The following is a 21,071-nucleotide window of genomic DNA, read 5'->3' on the forward strand; positions in this document are numbered from 1 at the left end:
TCCCGGGGAGGCGCCCCGAGGGGCGGACGCGTATACTACGCCGGCGCTCGCCGAGAGGCTCCGCGGGCGGCCGGGCTCCCGGCCGTCGTGGCGTCTCGCCGGGTGTCGCAGCGCTCGCGCCGAGCGCTGGCACGGCGGCGGTCCGCGCGAGCTTCCACGCTAGAACCCTCCCGACCGTGAGGAGCGCAGCATGTTCCATCCCGACGAGACCTGGATCGTCACCGGCGGCGCCGGCTTCATCGGCTCGAATTTCGTGCGCCGGCTCGCCGCTCGGGGCGCGAACGGTCCGCGCGTCGTCGTCTTCGACAAGCTCACCTACGCCGGAAGCCTGGCCTCGCTCGACGGCCTGATCGACGGCGAGCGCGTCCGCTTCGTGCGCGGCGACATCGCCGACCGCGACGCCGTGCGCGCCCTCTTCGCCGCGGTGCGACCGGACGCGGTGGTCAACTTCGCCGCCGAGAGCCATGTCGACCGCTCGATCGACGGCCCGGGCGAGTTCGTGCGCACCAACGTGAACGGCACCTTCGAACTGCTCGAAGCGGCCCGGCACCATCACGCCGCGCTCGACGTCGCGACGCGGGAGCGCTTCCGCTTCCTCCACGTCTCGACCGACGAGGTCTACGGCTCGCTCGGTGACGAGGGGCTCTTCTCCGAGGAGACGGCCTACGCCCCGAACTCGCCCTACGCCGCCTCGAAGGCCGCGGCCGACCATCTGGTCCGCGCCTACGTGCACACCTACGGACTGCCGGCGATCGTCACCAACTGCTCGAACAACTACGGCCCGTACCAGTTCCCCGAGAAGCTCATCCCGCTCATGGTGCTCAACGCACTCGAGGGCAAGCCGCTGCCGGTCTACGGCGACGGCGGCAACGTGCGCGACTGGATCTACGTCGGCGACCACTGCGCCGGCATCGAGCTCGCCCTCTCCCGCGGTCGCGCCGGCGAGAAGTACAACCTCGGCGGCGGCAACGAGCGCACCAACCTCGCGGTGATCGAGTCGATCTGCGCCGCCCTGGAACGGCTGGTGCCGGCGAGCCACAACCCGGCCCTCGCCGCCGCCGGGGTGACGAGCTACAGCGAGCTGCGCACCTTCGTCGCCGATCGACCGGGCCACGATCGTCGCTATGCGATCGACGCCACGAGGGCGCGCGCCGAGCTCGGCTGGAGTCCGGAGCACGACTTCGAGAGCGGGATCGCCGCCACCGTCGCCTGGTACCTCGAGCACCCCGGCTGGTGCGCCGAGGTCTCCTCCGGCCGCTACGGCCGCGAGCGCCTCGGCCTCGGGACGGCGTCCGCCGGCTCGCCGACGGGAGGAACGCGATGAAGGGGATCCTGCTCGCCGGCGGCGCCGGCACCCGCCTCCACCCGGTCACCCGCGGCGTCAGCAAGCAGTTGCTGGCGGTCTACGACAAGCCGATGGTCTACCACCCGCTGTCGAGCCTGATGCTCGCCGGCATCCGCGACATCCTGGTGATCACCACGCCGGAGGACCGCGACTCGTTCGTGCGGCTGCTCGGCGACGGCTCGCGCTTCGGGGCACACCTCGACTACGCCGTGCAGCCGAAGCCCGAGGGGCTCGCCCAGGCGTTCCACATCGGCCGCGCGTTCGTCGGCGCCGATCGCGTGGCGTTGGCGCTCGGCGACAACATCTTCTACGGCCACGGATTCCCGGAGAGCCTGGCCGCCGCCGCGGCCACCGAGCGCGGCGCGACCGTCTTCGCCTACCGCGTGCGCGACCCGGAGCGCTACGGCGTCGTGGTGCTCGACGCGGACGGGCGCCCCGTCTCGCTCGAGGAGAAGCCGGCCAAGCCGCGCTCGCACCTCGCGGTGACCGGCCTCTACTTCTACGACAATCGCGTGCTCGACATCGCCGCCGACCTCGAGCCCTCGCCCCGCGGCGAGCTCGAGATCACCGACGTCAACCGCGCCTACCTCGCGCTCGGCGAGCTCCACGTCGAGGTGCTCGGTCGCGGCATCGCCTGGCTCGACACCGGCACGCACGAGTCGCTGTTGCAGGCCTCGAACTTCATCCAGGCGATCGAGGAGCGGCAGGGACTCAAGGTGGCCTGCCTCGAGGAGATCGCCTACCGCCGCGGCTGGATCGACGCCGAGGCGCTCGCTCGCGAGGCCCGCGCGCTCGGCAAGAGCGAGTACGGCCAGTACCTGCTCCGCCTCCTCGCCGAAGAGGGCGCCGCGTGAAGTTCACGCCCACCGAGGTGCCGGAGATCGTCCTCGTCGAGCCCGACGTCTTCCGCGACGAGCGCGGCTTCTTCCTCGAGGTCTTCCACGAGCGGCGCTGGGCCGCCGAGGCGGGGCTGACGCTTCGTCTCGTCCAGGACAACCACTCGCGCTCGCGCGCCGGCACGCTGCGCGGGCTCCACGCCCAGCTTCGCCGGCCGCAGGGCAAGCTCGTGCGCTGCACACGCGGCGAGATCTTCGACGTCGGCGTCGACATCCGGCGCGGCTCGCCGACCTTCGGGCGGTGGGCCGGGGCGATCCTCTCCGAGGACAACTTCCGCCTGCTCTGGGTCCCCGAGGGCTTCGCTCACGGCTTCTGCGTGCTCTCCGAGGCGGCCGAGGTGCAGTACAAGGTGACCGAGTTCTACGATCCGGGCGGCGAGATCGGGATCGCCTGGAACGACCCGCGGATCGGCATCGACTGGCCGATCGCCGCCCCGCTCCTGTCGCCGCGTGACGCCGCAGCACCCCGTCTCGACGAGATCCTCGACCGGCTGCCGGTCTTCCCGGCGGTCGGCGTGCCGGAGACGGCGTCATGAGCCTGACCTCCCGGGACCTCGCCACCCTCGCCGCCGTCGGGATCTCCCGCGCGGAGGCCGAGCGCCAGCTCGCCCTGCTCGCCTCGCCCCCGCCGCCGGCGCGCCTGCTCCGGCCGTGCCGGGTCGGCGACGGCATCCTGCGGCTCGACGCCGCGGCGGCCGAGCCGCTGCTTGCCGCCGCCGCCGAGGCCGCGGCCGCCGGTCGGCTGGCGAAATTCGTCCCGGCCTCCGGCGCCGCCAGCCGGATGTTCGCCGACCTGCTCGCCTTTCTCATCGACCCGACCGCCGAGCGGCCGCAGAGCGCGGCGGCGAGCGTCGCGGCACGGCTCGACGAGCTCGCTCTGCGCCCGCTGCTCGCCTCGGCCCTGACCGAGACCGGCAAGGGCCTCGACCAGGTGCTCGCCGACGGCGACCTAGCGACGCTGGTCTCCACCCTGGTCTCCCGCCCGGGGCTCGGCCTCGCCGCCCGGCCCAAGGGGTTGCTGCCGTTCCACCTCTACCCGGAAGGGCCACGCACCGCCTTCGTCGAGCATCTCGTCGAGGGCGCCGCCTACCTTGCCGATCGCCAGGGCCGGTGCCGCCTGCACTTCACCGTCTCGCCGGGCAGCGACGAGGCCTTTTCCGCCGAGTTGGCCGAGGCCGCTCGCACGCTCGGGGCGCGGCTCGGCATCACCTTCGAGGTCGACCTCTCGCACCAGGAGCCGGCGACCGACACGCTCGCGCTCGATCGCGACGGCCAGCCGTTCCGGGACGCCGACGGCGCCCTGCTGCGCCGCCCGGGAGGGCATGGCGCGTTGCTCGGCAACCTGGCGCGCACGCGCGGCGAGCTCGTCGTGGTGAAGAACATCGACAACGTCCTGCCCGAACGGGCGCAGGCCGAGGTGATCCACTGGCAGCGGCTGCTCGTCGGGCTCGCCGCCTTGCTCACCGCGCGCCGCGACGAGCTCTTCCACCGGCTGGGCGACGACGCGGCCAGTGACGCCGCCCGCCGCGAGGCGGTCGCCCTGCTCGCCGAGCTCGGCCACCCCGACGCGGCCGTTTCCGACCGCGACCTGCCGGACGCCGCCGCGCTCCGCGCCCGGCTCGACCGTCCGCTGCGCCTCTGCGGTGTCGTCGCCAACACCGGGGAGCCCGGGGGCGGACCGTTCTGGGTCGCCGCGTCCGACGGCTCGGCGAGCCGCCAGCTCGTCGAATCGGCGCAGGTCGACCTCGCCGATGCCGAGCAGTCGGCGCTCTGGCGCTCGGCCACCCATTTCAACCCGGTGCAGCTCGTCTGTGCGCTCGACGACCCGGCCGGGCGCCGCTACGACCTCGACCGCTTCGTCGATCCCGCAGCCGTCTTCCTCGCCCGCAAGAGCGAGGGCGGGCGCGAGCTCGTGGCGCTCGAGCGCCCCGGCCTCTGGAACGGTGCGATGGCCCACTGGCACACCGTCTTCGTCGAAGTACCCGTGGCGACGTTCGCCCCGGTCAAGACGCTCCTCGACCTGGCGCGTCCCGAGCATCGCGTCCTTCCCGTCCCATCCGTCGGGCCGGTTGCAAGCCCCGGAGGCCGGGGCTACGATCGCTCGGACTCCTAACCTCCTTCTCCCCGGACCGGCCATGCTCAACGTCTTCGTCCCCAAGGAAAGCCGCCCTGGCGAGCGCCGCGTCGCCGCCTCCCCCGACAGCGTCAAGCGGATGGTCAAGGCCGGGTTGGCCGTCCATCTCGAATCCGGTGCCGGCGACGCCGCCGGCCTGCTCGACGAGGCCTTCGTCAAGGTCGGTGCCCGCATCGCCGCCGATCCGGGAGAGATGTGGCGCAGCGCCGACGTGGTGCTGAAGGTCGCCCCGCTCGGCGCCAACCACGCCCTGGGGATCAACGAGATCGAGGCGCTCAAGCCGGGAGCCGTGCTGATCGGCTTCCTCGACCCGTTCAACCTGGCCGTGGTGCGCCGCTACACCGAGCGCCGCACGACGACGCTCTCGATGGAGCTGATCCCGCGCATCACCCGCGCCCAGGAGATGGACGCGCTCTCGTCGCAGGCCTCGATCGCCGGCTACCGCGCCGTGCTGCTCGCTGCCACCCGGGTCGGCAAGTACTTCCCGTTGATGACGACCGCCGCCGGCACCATCCCGCCGGCGCGCGTCGTCGTGCTCGGCGCCGGCGTCGCCGGGTTGCAGGCCATCGCGACCGCCAAGCGGCTCGGCTCGGTGGTCGAGGTCTCGGACGTCCGTCCGGCGGTCAAGGAGCAGGTCGAGTCGCTCGGCGGCCGCTTCATCGACCTGACGATCGGCGAGTCCGGCGAAGGCGCCGGCGGCTACGCCAAGGAGCTTTCGGCCGACGCCCTGGCCCAGCAGCGCGAGATCCTCACCCGCCACCTGGCGCAGGCCGACGTCGTCATCACCACCGCCCAGGTGCCCGGCAAGTCCGCGCCGATCCTCATCACCAAGGCGATGCTCGAGGCGATGAAGCCGGGCGCGGTGCTGGTCGACCTCGCCGCCGAGCGCGGCGGCAACTGCGAAGTGACCCGCGCCGACGAGGAGGTCGTCCACCGCGGCGTCCTGGTGCTCGGGCCGACCAACCTCGCCGCCGGCATGGCCACCGACGCCAGCATTCTCTTCGCCCGCAACGTCGTCAGCCTGCTGCTCCACTTCGTCAAGGAAGGCGAGCTGCGGATCGACGTCGCCGACGAGATCCTGCGCGAGGCGCTGCTCACCCACCAGGGCCAGGTCGTCAACCCGGCCGTCCTGGCACGCGTGCAGGCCGGCTAGCCCCGCCCCTTTCTTCTTCTTCCCGCCTCCGGCTATGCTCGCGCGGCATCGCCGGAGGCTGCCATGGGCGAACACGACGTCCGCGAGCTCGACGCCGAGCGGCTGCGCGATTTCACGCGCCGACTGCTCGCCGATCTGCGCGCCCTCGAGCTGCTGCTCGAACACGGGTTCATCGAGAAGGGCGTGCGCCGCATCGGCGCCGAGCAGGAGCTCTTCCTGGTCGACAAGCGGTGGCGCCCGGCGCCGCTCGCCGTCGAGATGATGGAGCAGATCGGCGACGACCACTACACGACCGAGCTCGCCCGCTTCAACCTCGAGTTCAACACCGACCCGATGACGTTCGGCGGCGACTGTCTGCGCCGCATGGAACGCCAGATGAACGAGCTCCTCGCCAAGGGGCGCGAGGCAGCCGACGCCCTGGGCATCGAGCTGGCGATGATCGGCATCCTGCCGACGCTCGAGAAGTCCGACCTCTCGCTCGCCAACATGACGCCGAAGCCGCGCTACTTCGCGCTCAACGACGCGATGAAGCGGCTGCGCGGCAGCGACTACGAGTTCTACATCAAGGGCCTCGACGAGCTGATCGTCAGCCACGACTCGGTGATGGTCGAGGCCTGCAACACCAGCTTCCAGGCGCACTACCAGGTCGGCCCGGACGAGTTCGTCGAGCTCTACAACCTCACCCAGGCGCTCGCCGCCCCGGTGCTCGCCGGCGCCTGCAACTCGCCGCTCCTCTTCGGCAAGCGGCTCTGGCGCGAGACCCGCATCGCCCTCTTCCAGCAGTCGGTCGACCACCGGGCGGCAACCCCGCACCTGCGCGAGCAGGCGCCGCGCGTCTCCTTCGGCCGGCACTGGGTCGACGGCTCGGTGCTCGAGATCTTCCGCGAGGACATCGCCCGCTTCCGCGTGCTGCTCTCGGCCGAGATCGACGAAGACCCGTTCGCCATGATCCGCGCCAACCAGATCCCCAATCTCAAGGCGCTGCGGCTGCACAACGGGACGATCTACCGCTGGACGCGACCCTGCTACGGCATCCTCGGCGACAAGGCGCACCTGCGGATCGAGAACCGCATCCTGCCCGCCGGCCCGAGCATCCTCGACGAGGTGGCCAACGCCGCCTTCTGGTTCGGTCTGCTCGCCGGCGGCAGCCGCCACTACGGCGACATCCGCCGCGAGCTCGATTTCGACGCCGCGCAGGAGAACTTCATGGCGGCGGCACGGCTGGGGATGCGCGCCCAGCTCACCTGGCCGGGGCGCGCCAACGTCTCGGCGATCGACCTCATCCTCGAGGAGCTGCTGCCGCTCGCCCGCGAAGGGCTGAAGACGAAGGAGATCGCGAGCGAGGACATCGACCGCTATCTCGGCGTGATCGAGGAGCGGGTCCGGACCAAGCGCAGCGGCTCGCAGTGGCAGCTCGACTCGCTCGCCGCGATGAAGGACCAGGGGCTCAAGGCCGAGCGGCTGGCGGCCATCACTGCCGGCGCCGTGGCGCGGCAGAAGCAGGGCGATCCGGGTCACCTCTGGCCGGTCGCGCGTCTGGAAGAGGCGGGCGGCTGGGAGAAGCACTTCTCGCGCGTCGAGCAGTTCATGACCACCGACCTCTTCACCGTCGGCCCCGAGGACGTCATCGACCTCGTCGCCGCGGTGATGGACTGGAAGCGCATCCGCTACGTGCCGGTCGAGGACGCGCACCATCACCTGCTCGGCCTGGTGACCCACCGCCAGCTCCTGCGCCTGATCTCGCAGCCCGGCAAGGGACCGGGGGCCACCGTGCCGGTGCAGGAGGTGATGAAGCGCGACGTGCAGGTAGCGACGCCCGAGATGTCGGCGCTCGAGGCCATCCGGCTGATGCGGCAGCACCGCGTCGGCTGCCTGCCCGTGGTGCAGGAGGAGAAGCTCGTCGGCATCGTCACCGAGAACGACTTCCTCGGCGTCGCCGGCCAGTTGCTCGAGGACGAGCTGAGCCACTGATTCGCCGTCGTCGCCGCGGTTCGTCGCGAGGCACTGCCGATGGCCGCGGCAGCCCGCGACCGCGGCGGGCGCGCGCCTCCTCTCGACGCCATCGCACCGCCCCCGCGGGCGCCCCTTGCCCCTCGCCCCGCGAGCTGGCACGCTCGCCCCGTGAGCTCGCGACCCTCCTCTCCGAGATTCCCCTTCCGCCGCGTCGTCGCCGGCGTCCTCGTCGCCGCCGCACCGCTCCTTCTCGCCTCCACGCTCCTCGCCGCGGATCCTCCGGCACCGCACGGTCGCGGCGGCGCGGTGGCCTCCGACGAACCCCTCGCCACGGAGGTCGGCCTCGCCATCCTGCGTGACGGCGGCAACGCGGTCGACGCCGCCGTGGCGACCGCCCTGGCGCTCGCGGTGGTGCACCCGGAGGCCGGCAACCTGCTCGGTGGCGGCTTCGCGGTGGTGCGCGTCGGCGGCGAGCTCGCGGCGCTCGACTTCCGCGAGACCGGCCCCGCGGCGGCCACGGCGACGATGTACCTCGACGCGCGCGGCCAGCCGCGCCCGGGAGCCTCGACCGTCGGGCCGCTCGCCGCGGGGGTGCCCGGCACGCCAACCGGTCTCGCCGAGCTCCACCGGCGCTTCGGAAAGCTCGCCTGGGGCGCCGTGGTCGCTCCCGCCGAGCGGCTGGCCCGCGGCGGGTTCGCGCTCAGCCGCCGCACCGCGCGCTCGCTCGAGAGGAGCCGCGAGCTGCTCGCCCGCTTCCCCAGCGCCAGCGAGGTCTGGCTGCCGGGCGGCGCGCCGCTCGCCGCGGGGAGCGCCGTGCAGCTCCCCGCGCTTGCCGACACGCTCGCCGACTACGCGCGACGCGGCGCGGTCGCGCTCACCGAAGGACCGCGCGCCGCGGCGATCGTGGCCGCGTCCTCGCGACAGGGCGGCATCCTCACCGCGACCGATCTCGCCGCGTACCGCCCGGCCTGGCGCGAGCCGTTGCGCTTCGAGCGGCTCGGCTGGTCGTTCGTCACCATGCCGCTCCCCTCCTCCGGCGGCATCGTCCTCGGCGAGGCGCTCGCGCTGCTCGAACGTACCGGCTGGACGCAGGAGCCGCACGGCGGCGCCGAGCGCGCCCACCGCTTCGCCGAGGCCTACCGCCGCGCCTTCGCCGATCGCTTCCTGCTCGGCGACCCGGCGAGCACGCGGGCGAACGTCGCCGAGCTGCTCGCTCCCGACTGGCTCGACCGTCGCGCCGCCGGCGTCGACCGCCAGCGGGCGACGCCCTCGGCGCTCGTCCAGCCCTACCCCCAAGCCGCACCGGTCACGGCACCGGCGCCGGGAGCGCCGGCGAGCGAGAGCGGGCGCGAGCCGACGGAGACGACGCACCTCTCGGTCGTCGACGGCGACGGCAACCTCGTCGCGCTCACCACGACGCTCAACGAGCTCTTCGGCTGCGGGCTCTTCGTCGCCGAGGTCGGAGCGTTCCTCAACAACGAGATGGACGACTTCACCGCCGCTCCGGGCCGCCCGAACACCTACGGCATCATCCAGGGCGAGGCCAACCGCGTCGCCGCCGGGCACCGCATGCTCTCGTCGATGAGCCCGACGCTGGCGCTCCACGGCAGCGAAGCGATCGTCCTCGGCGGCCGCGGCGGCTCGCGCATCGCCACCGCCACCGCGCAGGTGCTGCTCTCGCTCCTCGTCGACGGCGACGAGCTCCAGGCCGCGGTCGACCGCCCGCGCCTGCACCACCAGTGGCTCCCCGACCGCCTCGAAGCGGAGACCGACGCCCTCTCCCCCGAAACCCGCGCCGACCTCGAACGCCGCGGCCACGCCCTCGTCCCCGCCACCTCGACCGCCAAAGTCAACGCCGTCCGCCTCCTCCCCGACGGCACCCTCACCGCCGCCGCCGACCCCCGCGGCCCCGGCGGCGCCGGCGTCGTGCGGCCGTTGCCCTGAGACAGCCCAGCGAAGCGATCGGCTTCGCGACCGAACAACGACAGGGGCCGGCTGACGAAAGGGGACCCGCTGACGAAAGGGGACAGGCTTCAGCCTGCTGACGACAGGGGACAGGCTTCAGCCTGTCCCCGCCATCGATCCAATCTCCCGTTCTCCCTCGAGCAAGCAGCGGCGCACTGGCAGACACACCACGCCCGCGTTCGCCCAACCCCGCTGCGAGTTGCTGAGCGATCGACTTGTCGATGGTGGCGCGCAGGCCAAGCAGAGTGGAGCCGAGACGTTGCTCGGCGATCCATGAACGAGAGGCGGATCCCGCTCGCCCGCGAGAGACTACCGGTCCTCGGAGGGGGGCTCCGCCCCCGGCAGCGGTGCAGAGCGTCGTTCGGGCAGCCCGTCCGCCGCGAGCGTCGCCCGCACCAACGGCTTCAGCCCTGGGTACAACGCTCGCATCTCGGGAGAAAGCGCCTCCACGAAGCGGGGATCGTCCAGATCCTCGAGAGCCTCCACTCGGAACGGCTTCTCTGACGACGCCATCGCGACGAGGGTACGCTTCGCCTGAAGCGCCCGTCAAACCCTGCCGCCAAGCTCTCGACAGGGGACAGGCTTCAGCCCGTCCCCGCCACCCGCTCTCCCGTTCTCCCTTGGATACGGAACGGCTGCGGCAGCGCGCGTTTCCGACAAGGGAGGACCTGAGCGAGAATCGGCCCATGCGAGAGAGCCCCTTGATCGATTCGAGGATGCCCGAGCTCCGAGCCCTCTGCGCTCGGTTCGGCGTGGCGAGGCTGCGGCTCTTCGGGTCGGCGGCCATGGGCGGATTCGACCCCGCGACCAGCGACCTGGATTTCCTCGTCGAGCTGGGGCCGGTCGAAGGCATGAGCCGCTTCCAGCAGTTCATGGGGTTGAAGCTCGCGCTGCAGGATCTGTTTGGAAGGCCGGTGGACCTCATCTCCGCCCGAGCCGTTCGCGGCCCCGCGTTCCGCCACTCGCTCGAAAGCGCGTCGATCGATCTCTATGCTGCCTGAGAGCCGATCCGCTCTCGAGAAGGTCGTCGAGCTCGCTGCGCTCCTCGACGATCGCATCGCCGGCCGCTCGCTGCCCGACTACGAGAACGACGGCGACCTTCAAGCCATCGCCGAGCGGCACCTCATCACCATCGGCGAGGCTCTCGCCCGCGTGGCACGAAAGGACCCGGCCCTCTTCGCGCAGCTCCCCGAGGGTCGCGAAGTCGTCGACTTCCGCAACGTGCTGGTGCACGGCTACGACATCATCGACCAAGAGGTCGTCTGGTCGGCCCTCACGCAGGACCTGCAGCGGCTGGCCGCCGCGGCGCGCGCGCTCCTTCAGCCCCTCTGACGAAAGGGGACAGGCTTCAGCCTGTCCCCGCCGCGACCCGCGCCATCGCGCGCAGTTCACCCCCGCCCTGAACAACCGGGCTCCATCGTAGTCCCACCGCCAGTTACCGGTCGATTCCGAGGCAGAAGTACCGCGCAATCAAGCACGTGATCCCCGAGTTGTCGCAATCCCACCGTCAGTAGCTGGTCGATTCCGAGGCCACCCCTGCAGGTCATTGATTCCATGACCCTTTGCGGCCCCGTTTCGAGTTACCCCCTGAAATCGAGGGGTCCGTTCCTGCCAATTCCTGCCATCCGTGGCGTGCCTCCTTCCCACAACCCGTTGATTCCAAGCCGGTTCCGTCGTTCCCATTGACCCCCCGTCAGAATGGCACGAGAGCTTGGCACGCTTGTTGTCCAGATCCCCCCTCCCACGCGCGCCGCATCGCGCTCGCGGCGCCGAGACGGTCGCTCGGGAGTCCCTTCCTTCTTCAGTTTTCAAGAGCCTCGCCGCGCGGGTGTTCCGCCTGCTCGAGCCCGCACCCGCTCGCCGAGATCGATCCGTGCGATCGCCCTGCTCCCACGCCGCTGGTCGCTCTCCTTCTCCTGCCCATCGCCTCGAGGGTGACCAGGACTTCAGGCTAGCGCCCCTGCCGAGCGCCCGCCCACAGGGACCTCCTCGCGCGCCTGCCCGAGGGCACAGATCCTCACCACGCGGCCCAGATCGGCCGCGCCAGGACGGCGTTGTGCCCGGGACGCAAGGTCGAGGGCTGGAGGATCGGATTCTCAGCAGCCAGCTCGACGACGTCGGCGATCTCGTCGAGCGAATGCCCGGCGAGGGGGTCCCTTCTTGCATCGACCATCCCCGAAAGAAGGGCCGCTTTCTCCTTCCCCCTCTCGATCACCAGCGCGGTGGATTCGAGGCTCAATTCGACCGGGACGAGGTCCGGCACGAGCGAGGCGGAGCTCGAGAGGAGCACTACCCGTTCCCCGATTTCCGGGAGAATCCTGAAACGGTAATCACGGCGGCAGAAGCGGTGCCCGCCGAACGCGAACTCGCCGATCTCGATCGTCACGCCGAAGCCGGAAGGAGGGTCCGCCGGCGCCACGCCCGAGGACGGCGTCCAGCGAATGAGCCTCTCGATCTCGATCCAGTACGCCGTGCCAGGCCATCCGCGGACGAAACCGGGCTCCTTCTCCCGCACCCGACCGACCACGATCGTGCGCGCGAGCGGGACGAAATCGAGCACGGCCTGGGGCCACCCAAGCGGCCCGAGCGGCGGTTCCGCGTCCCTCACGACCGCGCTCCCGATGCAGTCGCCCGAAGCACCGACCTGACTCGCCCCTCCAGACATCCGGATCTCGTACTGGACAACCTCGGGAAGGAGGCGAAGGTCGTCGAGCCCGGCCGGCGATCTCGCGGCCGCGAGCGAATACCACTGCGGCGACCGCCCGTCGCGCCCGTCATCCGGAGCGGACCGACGAGGGATCCTTCCCGCGACGAGAGCACTCGGAAGGAGAAACAGGCAGGCCAACAGAACCCAAGGCGAAGTGCGCCCTGCCATCGAATGGCCGCAGCTCCGACCTCTGCGTATCGACGCCCTCGCCACATCGCAGGACATGAGGCGAATCTACACCGGCACGGAACCGTCGATCGGCCTCTCGAGCCGCAGGTGACGACACGCCGGCGCCGAGGCCGTTCGAGCCCCTACGCGATCTTCCGATACTGCAACTGATACAGCCGGTGGTAGATGCCGCGCTGGGCGAGGAGCTCCTGGTGGGTGCCGTGCTCGCGCAGCTCGCCCTTGTGGAGGACGAGGATGCGGTCGGCGCGCTGGATGGTGGAGAGGCGGTGGGCGATGACCAGGCTGGTGCGGCCGACGAGGAGGCGGTCGAGGGCGATCTGCAGGAGCCGCTCGGTCTCGCTGTCGACCGAGGCGGTGGCCTCGTCGAGCACCAGGACGCGCGGGTCGAAGGCGAGCGCGCGGGCGAAGGCGAGGAGCTGCTTCTGGCCCACCGAGAGGCCGGCGCCGCGCTCGCGGACGACCGCGTCGAAGCCACCCGGGAGTCGCTCGATGAAGTCGAGCGCCTGGGCCTGGGCGGCGGCCTCGCGCAACCGCTCGGCGCCGATCGACTCGTCGCCGAGGCGCAGGTTGCCCGCCACAGTGCCGGAGAAGAGGAAGACGTCCTGGAGCACCACGCCGACCGCCCGGCGGAGCGCGGCGAGGTCCCACGCGCGCACGTCGACGCCGTCGAGTCGGACCGCCCCCTGCTGCACGTCGTAGAAGCGCAGCAGGAGGCTCGCGAGCGTCGACTTGCCGGCTCCGGTCGCGCCGACGACCGCCACCATTTCGCCGGCGGCGACGTCGAACGACATCCCCTTGAGCACCGGTTCGGCGGGGTCGTAGCCGAAGACCACGTGATCGAAGGCGATCGACCCGGCGATCTGGGCCGGCGCGTGCGCCTCCGGCGGGGCGGCGATCGCCGGCGCCGTGTCGAGCAGGCGGAAGATGCGCTCCGACGAGGCCATCGCCGCTTGCAGCACGTTGTACTTCTCCGAGAGGTCGGCGAGCGGCTGGTAGAAGCGCTGGGCGTACTGCAGGAAAGCGACGAGCGCGCCGACCGAGAGGGTGCCGCGCACCGCCTCGCCGCCGCCGACCCAGAGCACCAGGGCGAGCCCCATGGCGGTGAGCAACTCGATGCCCGGGTAGTAGACCGCGTAGTAGAAGATGCCGCGCACGTTGGCATCGCGGTGGTCGCGGTTGATCGTCTGGAAGTCGGCGCGCGCCCGCGCCTCGCGCGAGAAGAGCTGGACGACCGACATCCCCGCCACGTGCTCCTGGAGGAAAGCGTTGATCCGCGCGATCTTCACCCGCACCTCGCGGAAGCTCTCGCGCGCCCGCGTCTTGAACCAGAGGGTCAGCAGGAGCAGCAGCGGCAGCACGGCGAAGGTGGCGAGCGCCAGGCGCAGGTCGAGCCAGAAGAGCACGACGACGATGCCGGCGAGCAGCATCAGGTCGCCGAAGACCGAGACGATGCCGGCGGTGAAGAGCTCGTTGAGCGCGTCGACGTCGGTGGTCACGCGGGTGACCAGGCGCCCCACCGGCGTGCGGTCGAAGGTGGCGACCTCCAGGCGTTGCAGGTGTCCGAACAGCTCCGCCCGCAGGTCCGCCATCACCTTCTGGCCGATCACCTGCATGAGATAGCCCTGGGCGTAGACCACCGCGAAAGCCCCGACGAGCGCCACGAGGTAGACCAGCGCCGCTCCGGTGATCCCCTGGAGGGGCGTCGGCGCGAGCCCGAGCCGGGCGAGGGTGGCGGCGACGGCGCGGCTCACCCCGGAGTGCGGCGCGGCGGCCGCCGGCGGCGCGGCGAAGAGATCGAGCGCCGTCGCCGTGGCGAGCGGCCCGACCAGTTGCAGGAGGGCGGAGACGACGATGAGACCGACGCTCGCCGCCGTGGCGCGGCGATACGGCCGCAGGTAGCCGAGCAGGCGGCGCATCAGCCCGCTGTCGTAGCTCTTGCCGAGCTGGGCTTCCGAGAGGGGGTCGTCGGCGCTCACCGCCAGGGACGATACCCTACCGGCGCGGGGCGCGGCATCGCGGGAGAGCGGAGCGCTCCGCTTTCCGCCCCGCTCCCTTGGATGTAGACTCCTTGCCGTCAAACTCCGGCAAGGGCAGGGGTAACGGCATGCCTCCGACGTTGAATGCCTTACTGAAGACGATGGTCGAGCAGGGCGGTTCCGACCTGCACATCACCACCAACTCGCCTCCCCAGGTGAGAGTGGACGGCGTGCTCAAACCGCTCAACCTTCCCCCGATGACGCCGGTGGAAACCAAGCAGATGTGCTACTCGATCCTCACCGACAACCAGAAGCACCGGTTGGAGGAGGACCTCGAGATCGACTTCTCCTTCGGCATCAAGGGGTTGGCGCGCTTCCGCGCCAACGTCTTCCACCAGCGCGGCGCCATCGCCGGCGCCTTCCGCCAGATCCCCTACGAGATCCGCTCCTTCCGCGAGCTCGGCCTGCCGGCGGTGGTGGAGAAGATCTGCGAAAAGCCGCGCGGCCTGGTGCTGGTCACCGGACCGACCGGCTCGGGCAAGTCGACGACCCTCGCCGCCATGCTCGACAAGGTCAACCGCGAGCGGCACGAGCACATCGTCACCATCGAGGACCCGGTCGAGTACCTGCACAGCCACAAGAAGTGCCTGGTCAACCAGCGCGAGCTGCACGCCGACACCCACAGCTTCGCCAACGCCCTGCGCTCGGCGCTGCGCGAAGACCCGGACGTCGTGCTGATCGGCGAGATGCGCGACTTCGAGACGGTGGAGTCGGCCCTGCGCATCGCCGAGACCGGCCACCTCACCTTCGCGACGCTGCACACCAACTCGGCGGCGCAGACCATCAACCGCATCGTCGACATCTTCCCGGCCCACCAGCAGTCGCAGATCCGCGTCCAGCTCTCGTTCGTGCTCGAGGGGATCCTCTGCCAGTCGCTGCTGCCGCGCGCCACCGGCAAGGGGCGCGCGCTCGCCATGGAGATCCTGGTGCCCAACGCGGCGATCCGCAACCTGATCCGCGAAGACAAGGTGCACCAGATCTACGGCATGATGCAGACCGGGCAGGGCAAGTACGGCATGCAGACCTTCAACCAGTCGCTGGCGGCGCTCTACTTCCGGCGCCAGATCACGCTGCAGACCGCGCTGGCGCGCTCCTCCTACCCGGACGAGCTGCAGGAGATGATCGCGCGCGGGCCGGCGGCGCTCGGCCTCGCGCCGCAAGGCGAGGCCCCCGCACCGGCCGCGACCAGGAGCTGACCGATGCCCAATTTCGTCTGGAGAGGCAAGACCCGCGCCGGCGCCCTGCAGGAGGGCGTGCTGCTCGCCGACACGCGCGAGGCCGCGCTCGCCATCCTGCGGCGGCAGAACATCCAGGTCTCGGCGATCCGCGAGAAGGGGCGCGAGGTCAAGCTGCTGCCCCGCTTCCCGCAGCGCATCGACTCGAAGCGGGTCGCCATCTTCACGCGCCAGTTCTCGGTGATGCTCGACGCCGGCCTGCCGCTCGTGCAGTGCCTGGAGATCCTCGGCGAGCAGGAGGAGAACCGGCGCTTCCGCGAGGCGATCCAGCAGGTCCGCTCCGACGTCGAGCAGGGCTCCTCGCTCGCCGACGCGATGCGCAAGCACCCGGCGGCGTTCAACAACCTCTACACCAACATGATCGCCGCCGGCGAGGCGGGCGGTATCCTCGACATCATCCTGCAGCGCCTGGCGACCTACATCGAAAAGGTCGTCAAGCTCAACGCGCAGGTGAAGTCGGCGCTGATGTACCCGGTCTCGCTGATCGTCGTCGCCTGCCTGGTGGTGGCGATCATCCTCTGGAAGGTGATCCCGGTGTTCGCCCAGCTCTTCGCCGGCCTGGGCAGCGAGCTGCCGTTCCTCACCCGCATGGTCGTCGGGGCGAGCAACTTCCTCGGGCGCTACTTCATCTTCGTGATCGCCGGCATCGTCGGCATCTACTTCGCGGTGAGCAAGTACCACAAGACCTACGCCGGCGCCCGCGTCATCGACGGCATGCTGCTCAAGATCCCGGCGATCGGCATGCTGCTGCGCAAGATCGCCGTGGCGCGCTTCTGCCGCACCCTCGCCACCCTGACCTCCTCGGGCGTGCCGATTCTCGACGGCCTGGAGATCACCGCCAAGACCGCCGGCAACGCGATCATCGAAGACGCCGTCATGGCGGTGCGCAAGAGCGTGGAAGAGGGCAAGACGATCTCCGGACCGCTCGCCGAGACCAAGGTCTTCCCGGCGATGGTGGTGCAGATGATCAACGTCGGCGAACAGACCGGCGCCCTCGACCAGATGCTGTCGAAGATCGCCGACTTCTACGAGGAAGAGGTCGACACCGCGGTGGCCGGCCTGATGAAGCTCCTCGAACCGCTGATGATCGCCTTCCTCGGCACGGTGATCGGCACGATCGTCGCGGCGATGTACCTGCCGATGTACGCGATTCTGCAGAAGATCGGCTAGGCCCGAACCTCGCGGGGGAGGCCCTCCTCCCCCGCCGCCTCTCTTGTCCGACCTCCGGCCCACTCCCGCCCCGCCGCCGCTCGCGCGGCAGCTACGCTGGCTGATCGTCGTCCGCCTGCTGGTCATCACCAGCGTCGCGGTCCCCTACTTCCTGCTCCAGCTCGCCGCCGTCCCGGCGCGACCGCTGACCTTCGACATCCTCTTCCTGCTCGCCGGCGCCACCTACTTCGCCAGCCTCGTCTACGCCGGCCTGCTGCGCCTCCTCTCCCGGCACCTGGTGCTCAACGCCGCGATCCAGTTCGGCGGCGACCTGCTGCTCATCACCGGCCTGGTCTACGCCTTCGGCGGCATCACCAGCCCGTTTTCGCTGCTCTACCTGATCGACATCGCCGTCGCCGCGGCGATGCTGCGCCAGCGCACCGGGATCTGGGTCGCCACCGCCGCCTACGCTCTCTATGCCGGGGTCCTCGCGGCGCTGTTCAACGGCTGGATCCCCGAGGTGTCGCACGTCGTCGAGGGTGAGGAGCGCCTCTGGCGGCTGGTCTACAACCTCGCCGTCCACCTCTTCGGCTTCTACGCCGTGGCGCTGCTCACCTCGTTCCTCGCCCAGACGGTGAGTCGCGCCGAACGCGAGCTCGCCGCCCAGCGGGACAGCTTCGCCGACCTGCAGATCGCCCACCGCGACGTCGTCCAGTCGATCTCGAGCGGCCTGCTGACCACCGACCTCGGCGGATCGGTGACCAGCGTCAACCGGGCGGGCGAGGAGATCCTCGGGCATCCGGAACGCGATCTGGTCGGCCGCCCGGTGACCACGACCGGCCTCTTCACCCCGGAGGGCTGGCTCGGCGCCGCGGCACGAGCCGGCGGCCGGGGCCGCACCCGCTCCGAGACCGAGCTCGTCGACGGCGAGCGCCGCCTGCCGGTCGGCTACTCGATCAGCCGGCTCACCGACGCCCACGGCACGCAGAGCGGCTTCCTCCTCGTCTTCCAGGACCTGTCGGACTGGCAGCGCCTGCAACAGGAGCTGCGGCTCAAGGACCGCATGGCGGCCGCCGGCGAGCTCGCCGCCGGACTGGCCCACGAGCTCGGCAACCCGCTGGCCGCCATCTCCGGTTCGGTTCAGCTGCTGGCCGCCGATCCGGCCACCGACCCGAGCCGGCGCAAGCTGCTCGACATCATCGCCCGCGAGAGCCTGCGGCTCGACCGGACGATCAAGGGTTTTCTGCGCTTCGCCCGCCCCCGCGAACGCGAGACCCGCGCCTTCGACGTCGGCGCGCTGCTCGCCGAGAGCTTCGAGCTGCTGCGCAACTCCACCGAGGCCGCCGGCCACGAGCTGCGGCTCGAGCTCGAGCCGCGTTCGGCGACGATCGCCGCCGACCCGGACCAGGTCTCGCAGATCTTCTGGAACCTGGCGCGCAACGCCCTGCGCGCGATGCCGGGCGGAGGCGCGCTCACCATGCGCGGCGAGCTCGCCGCAGACCGCTACCGGATCATCGTGCGCGACGACGGCCAGGGGATGAGCGACGACCAGCGGGCCCGCATCTTCCAGCCGTTCCACTCCTTCTTCGACGGCGGCACCGGGCTCGGAATGGCGATCGTCTACCGGATCGTCCAGGAGCACGGCGGCGCGGTGCACGTCGACACCTCGCCCGGCCACGGCACCGAGATCGTCGTCGAGCTGCCGTTGACACCGCGATCGACCACCCTGACCGCCGAGCAGGTGACCGCCTCGTGAGCCAGCCGCGCATCCTGGTCGTCGACGACGAGGCGAGTCTCGCCGAGTTCCTCAGCCTGCTCTTCGTCGGTCAGGGGTACGACGTGACCACCGCCGGCTCGCTCGCCGAGGCGCGCAGTCGCCTCGCCGACCGCGCACCGGATCTGGTGCTCTGCGACATCCTGATGCCGGACGGCAACGGGCTCGAGCTGCTGCGCGAGATCAAGACCGTCGACCCGCGGGTGTCGGTGGTGATGATGACCGCCTACACCTCGACCAAGAGCGCCCTCGACGCGATGAAGGCCGGGGCCTACGACTACGTGTCGAAGCCGTTCGACGTCGAGGAGCTCAAGCTCCTGGTGCAGAAAGCCCTCGAGCAGACGCAGCTCGTCGACGAGAACGCCTATCTCAAGGGCGAGCTGGCGCGGCAGTACACCTTCTCGAACATCATCGGGCGCTCGCGACCGATGCAGAACGTCTTCGCGCTGATCGAGCGCGTGGCGCGGACCGCCTCGACCGTGCTCGTCTCGGGGGAGAGCGGCACCGGCAAGGAGCTCATCGCCCGGGCCATCCACTTCGCCAGCCCGCGCTCCGGCCATCGCTTCCTCTCGCTCAACTGCGGGGCCCTGCCGGAGAACCTGCTCGAGAGCGAGCTCTTCGGCCACGAGCGCGGCTCCTTCACCGGCGCCGTGCGGGAGAAGAAGGGCCTCTTCCAGGAGGCACACCGCGGCACCCTCTTCCTCGACGAGATCGGCGAGATGTCGCTACCGATGCAGGTCAAGCTGCTCCGGGCGCTGCAGGAGCGCGTGGTGCGCAAGGTGGGCGGCACGCAGGAGGAGCCGGTCGACGTCCGCATCATCGCCGCCACCAACCAGAACCTCGCCGAGAAGCTCGCCCGCGGCGAGTTCCGCGAGGACCTCTACTACCGCATCAACGTCATCCCCATCGCCCTGCCGCCGCTGCGCGAGCGGCGCGAGGACGTGCCGCTGCTCGTCGACTTCTTCCTGCAGAAGTACTGCCGCCAGCTCGCCCTGTCGCCCCGGCGCATCTCCCAGGAGGCGATGCGCCGCCTCGAGGCCTACGCCTGGCCGGGCAACGTCCGCGAGCTGGAGAACGCGATGGAGCGCGCCCTGGCGTTGTCGAGCGCCGAGACGATCACCACCGAGGACTTGCCGCAGCACATCCTCGCTCCACCGCGTCCGGAGGGGCCCGGGACGGCCCTGCCGGCGGAGGGGCTCGACCTCGAGGCCCATCTCGACCGCCTCCGCCTCGAGCTGATGCGCCAGGCGCTCGAACGCACCGGCGGCCGACAGACCCAGGCCGCCGAGCTGCTCGGCATGACCTTCCGCTCCTTCCGCTACTTCGCCAAGAAGGGCGGTCTGGCGACCGGACGCCCGGGCAGCGAATCGGCGGACGAATCCGCGTGACCGCCCGCGCGCCATCGCGCCACCCCGGCTGAATGCACCGCGACGACGTCGATCCGCCGCTTCCCGGCTCTTCACCCGACTGGGTCGAGGAGGAGAGCGAGCAGATCCCCAAGCACTCCGGGCACGGACGCCGGCGCTCCGCCGGATTGCGTCACGAGGTTGACCGGCTGCAGCGCCTCGCCGGACCGGTCGAGCGCGAGGCCCCCCGCCGCCGCGCGCTGGTCATCGCCGTCTCGCGCGGCGCCTGCACGGTCGACCTCGACGGCGCGGCGGTCGTCTGCGCCCTGCATCCCCGCCTCGCCGGGCTGCAGCGGAGCGAGATCGCCACCGGCGACGAGGTCGAGATCGAGCTGCGACCGGGAGCGAATCCGCTCGCCGTCGCCGTCGTCCCGCGGCGCAGCGTTCTCTCGCGGCCCGACCCGCACGCCCGCGAGGTCGAGCGCGTCGTGGTCGCCAACATCGACGTGGTCGTGGTGGTCGCTTCGCTGCGCCGGCCGCCGCTGCGTGCCGGACTCGTCGACCGCTATCTCGTCGCCGTCGCCCGCGGCGGCGCGACGCCGCTGCTGGCGGTCAACAAGGTCGACCTCGCCGATGCCGATCGCGCCGCCGACCCCGAGCTCGCGGTGCTCGCCGACTACGCCGCCCTGGAGCTGCCGGTCGTCCTCTGCTCGGCGGAGACCGGCGAAGGAATCGCCGAGCTGCGCTCGCGGCTCGCCGGGAAGACCTGCGCCTTCGTCGGGCATAGCGGCGTCGGCAAGAGCTCGCTGCTCAACGCGATCGACCCCTCGCTGGCGCTGGCGATCGGCGAGGTCTCGGCGGGGCGGCCGATCGGGCGGCACACGACGCGCCAGGCGACACTCCACCGGCTCGCCGGCGGGACGCGCGTCATCGACACCCCGGGGATTCGCGAGCTCGGGCTGTGGCGCGTCGCCCCCCGCGAGCTCGCCACCTTCTTTCCCGAGCTTGCCGCCGTCGCGACGGGCTGCCGCTACGCCGACTGCACCCACTCCCACGAGCCGTCGTGTGCGGTCCGCGACGCCGTTGCCGCCGGAGAGATCCCGGCCGGACGCTTCGCCGTCTATTCGCGCATCCTCGCCTCGCTCGCCGCCGACGAGGGTTGAAGCGCCTGTCCCAAAGTGCAATCGGA

Annotated in this window: 16 protein-coding genes; 14 read left to right on the top strand and 2 right to left on the bottom strand. The window is 71.1% G+C overall.

All coding sequences use genetic code 11. From position 1 onward, the window contains the following. The first annotated feature begins 190 nt into the window (after positions 1–190). The 9 genes from rfbB (at position 191) to IPJ17_19985 (ending at position 10,778) form a co-directional block, all read left to right on the top strand. Positions 191–1,324, top strand: a complete 1,134-nt coding sequence (gene rfbB / locus IPJ17_19945) for a dTDP-glucose 4,6-dehydratase (protein ID QQR73713.1) — start codon at positions 191–193, stop codon at positions 1,322–1,324. Beyond that, positions 1,321–2,199, top strand: coding sequence for a glucose-1-phosphate thymidylyltransferase RfbA (gene rfbA, locus IPJ17_19950; protein QQR73714.1), 879 nt, complete (start codon positions 1,321–1,323; stop codon positions 2,197–2,199). Before rfbB ends, rfbA begins: the two co-directional genes overlap by 4 nt. Next, complete coding sequence (gene rfbC / locus IPJ17_19955; protein ID QQR73715.1) at positions 2,196–2,777, top strand: dTDP-4-dehydrorhamnose 3,5-epimerase; 582 nt, start codon at positions 2,196–2,198, stop codon at positions 2,775–2,777. The genes rfbA and rfbC overlap by 4 nt, the downstream gene beginning before the upstream one ends. Continuing rightward, positions 2,774–4,354 (top strand): DUF4301 family protein, encoded by a 1,581-nt coding sequence (locus IPJ17_19960; protein ID QQR73716.1) that lies wholly within the window; start codon positions 2,774–2,776, stop codon positions 4,352–4,354. Before rfbC ends, IPJ17_19960 begins: the two co-directional genes overlap by 4 nt. A gap of 22 nt (positions 4,355–4,376) precedes the next feature. Continuing rightward, a complete protein-coding gene (locus IPJ17_19965; GenBank protein ID QQR73717.1) occupies positions 4,377–5,528 on the top strand; it encodes a Re/Si-specific NAD(P)(+) transhydrogenase subunit alpha in 1,152 nt (383 codons plus the stop codon). Positions 5,529–5,591: 63 nt separating this feature from the next. Beyond that, positions 5,592–7,499, top strand: a complete 1,908-nt coding sequence (locus tag IPJ17_19970) for a CBS domain-containing protein (protein QQR73718.1) — start codon at positions 5,592–5,594, stop codon at positions 7,497–7,499. Between the two features lie 150 nt (positions 7,500–7,649). Continuing rightward, positions 7,650–9,425 (top strand): gamma-glutamyltransferase, encoded by a 1,776-nt coding sequence (ggt, locus tag IPJ17_19975; GenBank protein ID QQR73719.1) that lies wholly within the window; start codon positions 7,650–7,652, stop codon positions 9,423–9,425. A 737-nt stretch (positions 9,426–10,162) separates the two neighbouring features. After that, entirely contained in the window at positions 10,163–10,447 is a 285-nt protein-coding gene (locus tag IPJ17_19980; GenBank protein ID QQR73720.1) for a nucleotidyltransferase domain-containing protein, read from the top strand. Next, complete coding sequence (locus IPJ17_19985) at positions 10,437–10,778, top strand: DUF86 domain-containing protein (protein ID QQR73721.1); 342 nt, start codon at positions 10,437–10,439, stop codon at positions 10,776–10,778. Before IPJ17_19980 ends, IPJ17_19985 begins: the two co-directional genes overlap by 11 nt. A 685-nt stretch (positions 10,779–11,463) precedes the next feature. Here IPJ17_19985 and IPJ17_19990 read toward each other — a convergent pair. After that, positions 11,464–12,054: a hypothetical protein gene (locus IPJ17_19990; GenBank protein QQR73722.1), complete on the bottom strand. Its 591-nt coding sequence runs from the start codon at positions 12,052–12,054 to the stop codon at positions 11,464–11,466. Positions 12,055–12,464: 410 nt separating this feature from the next. Further along, positions 12,465–14,258, bottom strand: a complete 1,794-nt coding sequence (locus IPJ17_19995; GenBank protein QQR76236.1) for an ABC transporter ATP-binding protein — start codon at positions 14,256–14,258, stop codon at positions 12,465–12,467. Between the two features lie 188 nt (positions 14,259–14,446). Between IPJ17_19995 and IPJ17_20000 the strand changes: the two genes are divergently transcribed. From IPJ17_20000 to rsgA, 5 genes are read left to right on the top strand one after another with little or no spacing between them, the layout of a single operon-like run. Further along, positions 14,447–15,574 (top strand): type IV pilus twitching motility protein PilT, encoded by a 1,128-nt coding sequence (locus IPJ17_20000; protein QQR73723.1) that lies wholly within the window; start codon positions 14,447–14,449, stop codon positions 15,572–15,574. Between the two features lie 3 nt (positions 15,575–15,577). After that, positions 15,578–16,783 (top strand): type II secretion system F family protein, encoded by a 1,206-nt coding sequence (locus IPJ17_20005; protein ID QQR73724.1) that lies wholly within the window; start codon positions 15,578–15,580, stop codon positions 16,781–16,783. 43 nt (positions 16,784–16,826) lie between these two features. Continuing rightward, positions 16,827–18,518 (top strand): PAS domain S-box protein, encoded by a 1,692-nt coding sequence (locus tag IPJ17_20010; protein QQR73725.1) that lies wholly within the window; start codon positions 16,827–16,829, stop codon positions 18,516–18,518. Then, positions 18,515–19,924 carry a sigma-54-dependent Fis family transcriptional regulator gene (locus IPJ17_20015; GenBank protein QQR73726.1) on the top strand — a complete coding sequence of 470 codons (1,410 nt, stop codon included), beginning with the start codon at positions 18,515–18,517 and terminating at the stop codon, positions 19,922–19,924. The genes IPJ17_20010 and IPJ17_20015 overlap by 4 nt, the downstream gene beginning before the upstream one ends. Before the next feature lie 32 nt (positions 19,925–19,956). Beyond that, positions 19,957–21,045, top strand: coding sequence for a ribosome small subunit-dependent GTPase A (rsgA, locus tag IPJ17_20020; protein ID QQR73727.1), 1,089 nt, complete (start codon positions 19,957–19,959; stop codon positions 21,043–21,045). Positions 21,046–21,071 lie beyond the last annotated feature (26 nt).

This window comes from Holophagales bacterium, assembly GCA_016699405.1.
Lineage (GTDB): Bacteria > Acidobacteriota > Thermoanaerobaculia > Multivoradales > JAGPDF01 > JAAYLR01.